We start from the raw sequence: 1,186 nt of genomic DNA, 5'->3' as shown, positions 1-1,186 counted from the left end.
TCGCGACACGGCTATTGGGCAATCACCCCAATGGCGGTAGCGTGCTAGAAGGGAAACTAGGTCATGAAACACAAAGGACTAATTCGTTCTTATGAGATGGAGTTCGCTTTTTTATATCGCCTCTCAGATCTTGCTGTCATTGTCACCTTTATGCTGCTCCTAGTATTGAAAGACACAAATACCTCGATGGATAAGGACTACGTCATCTTGTCCTTCGTCGGGGGTATTTCATTTTTGTTTATGGCGGAGAGCGGCAACCTATATCGCTCATGGCGGACAAGCTCATTTAGAGAGCAAATGTTCATTGTTTGCATGTCGTGGTTAATGACAAGCGCCCTACTTTTCATGGTGCTTTACTTTTCCGAAGTTTACCCTTTGTTTGACCGCAGTATCTTAGCGTTATGGGTTACTATTACGCCGGCATTACTGTTGGCGTGGCGAGTAACCTTTCGTACCGTTTTGGCCTATTTGCGAAAAATGGGCTTCAACACACGCACCGCTATCATCATCGGCCAGACCCCTCACGGCATTACCCTTGCCAACGAGATTCAAAACCACACCGAGCATGGTGTTCTATTTGACGGCTTCTATGACGAACGCTCTAGCGACAGATTGCCTAGCTCCGAATACCCAATCAAAGGCGCGGTAAACCAAGCGTTAGAACGGGCAAAACGAGGAGAAGTCGATTACGTATACATTGCGATGCCAATGCATGCTAAAGAGCGCATTGCTTCCATCCTGAACCAGTTCTCCGACACCACAGCGAACACTTATCTGATCCCGGATTTCTTTACTTACAACCTGCTCCATTCTCGCTGGGATCAAATTGGTCAAGTTCAAACTCTCAGCGTGTTCGATACGCCTTTTGCTGGCGTTTCATCCTGGATTAAACGCTTCGAAGACATTTTGTTCTCTAGCATTATCTTAGTGTTGATATCACCAATCCTGCTTGCTATCGCCATTGGTATTAAGTTGACGTCAAAAGGCCCTGTAATATTTAAGCAGCATCGTTATGGTTTGGACGGTCGAAAAATCGAAGTTTGGAAGTTCCGCTCGATGACGACGATGGATCAAGGCCCAAACATCAAGCAAGCCACGAAAAACGACCCTCGTATTACTCCGTTTGGCGGTTTTCTACGTCGCACCTCATTAGACGAACTGCCGCAGTTTATCAACGTATTACAAG

General features: G+C 46.3%; 1 protein-coding gene. It reads left to right on the top strand.

Annotated elements, in window-relative coordinates:
• Positions 1 to 63: 63 nt before the first annotated feature.
• A partial coding sequence (locus tag R7035_RS25565; RefSeq protein WP_318146361.1) for an exopolysaccharide biosynthesis polyprenyl glycosylphosphotransferase occupies positions 64 to 1,186 on the top strand: 1,123 nt, incomplete at its 3' end.

It is taken from the genome of Vibrio sp. 1731 (assembly GCF_033339955.1).
GTDB lineage: Bacteria > Pseudomonadota > Gammaproteobacteria > Enterobacterales > Vibrionaceae > Vibrio > Vibrio alginolyticus.
Note: the sequence above shows the minus strand (reverse complement) of the source record. Positions and strands in the feature narration are given on the sequence as shown.